The organism is Candidatus Symbiopectobacterium sp. NZEC135, from assembly GCF_025962695.1.
This window is the reverse complement of record NZ_JAGFPF010001070.1, coordinates 1-741: the sequence shown is the minus strand read 5'-3', so window position 1 is coordinate 741 and position 741 is coordinate 1. Positions and strand designations below refer to the sequence as shown.

Below are 741 nucleotides of genomic sequence, written 5' to 3'. Positions count from 1 at the left end.
TATTGCTAAATGCATCACACAGGAAAATTTAGCGCGTGCGCTAAATCGTCCCCAATCCTTTATCGCCAAGGTTGAGAATGGGGAAAGACGGTTAGACATTGTAGAGTTTATCCATATTGCCCGCCTGCTCGCCGTAGATCCTTCCTCCATTATTGAAAAGATCTCAAAAAAATACAAGCCACTGGTTTAGATCATCTGTTTAAAGCCTGTAGGGTTAAACCCCAAATATTATAATCCAGAATCTCGCCTGAGAATCTGGATTTATTATCACTAACAACATGATACACCCTATCCCTCTGTCAAAAACGCCGATATAAAAACCCGTATTAAGCATTGGATGATCCGTAATACGGGTTCATATACTTCCTCTCCTACACCGTCTGTGTTGTTGTATTGATGCACATAACACCTTTCGGTTTCAGGAGGAAAGCAATGACATCTCATCAATTACTGCGCTTGAAACAAGTGAGAGAAAAAACAGGGCTTAAACGTTCACAAATTTATTTGTATATGAAAACAGATGATTTTCCGAAATCTATTAAAATTGGCCCCACCAGCGTTGCCTGGCTTGAATCCGAGATTAATGAATGGATTGAACAAAAATTATCTGGCCGTAGTCAGAAAAAACAGGAGGGTGAATAGCCATGAGCCCCTCACTCAATTACGTAATATTGATTGATGCCTTACGCGCGCTAAAAGAAGGGAACATTCGTTATTGCGAAAAATTAGGCTTCACTTACG

The 741-nt window shown here is 40.2% G+C and carries 2 protein-coding genes; both read left to right on the top strand.

Going from position 1 to position 741, the window contains the following annotated elements; genetic code table 11:
* The first annotated feature begins 1 nt into the window (after position 1).
* Positions 2-190 (top strand): helix-turn-helix domain-containing protein, encoded by a 189-nt coding sequence (locus J5224_RS32495; RefSeq protein ID WP_264629055.1) that lies wholly within the window; start codon positions 2-4, stop codon positions 188-190.
* A gap of 242 nt (positions 191-432) precedes the next feature.
* Positions 433-642: a helix-turn-helix transcriptional regulator gene (locus J5224_RS32490; RefSeq protein ID WP_264629054.1), complete on the top strand. Its 210-nt coding sequence runs from the start codon at positions 433-435 to the stop codon at positions 640-642.
* Positions 643-741 lie beyond the last annotated feature (99 nt).

What these genes read in the sequence shown, in the direction of transcription:
- J5224_RS32490 (WP_264629054.1), top strand. Translation starts at nt 433, where the DNA reads ATGACATCTCATCAATTACTGCGCTTGAAACAAGTGAGAGAAAAAACA.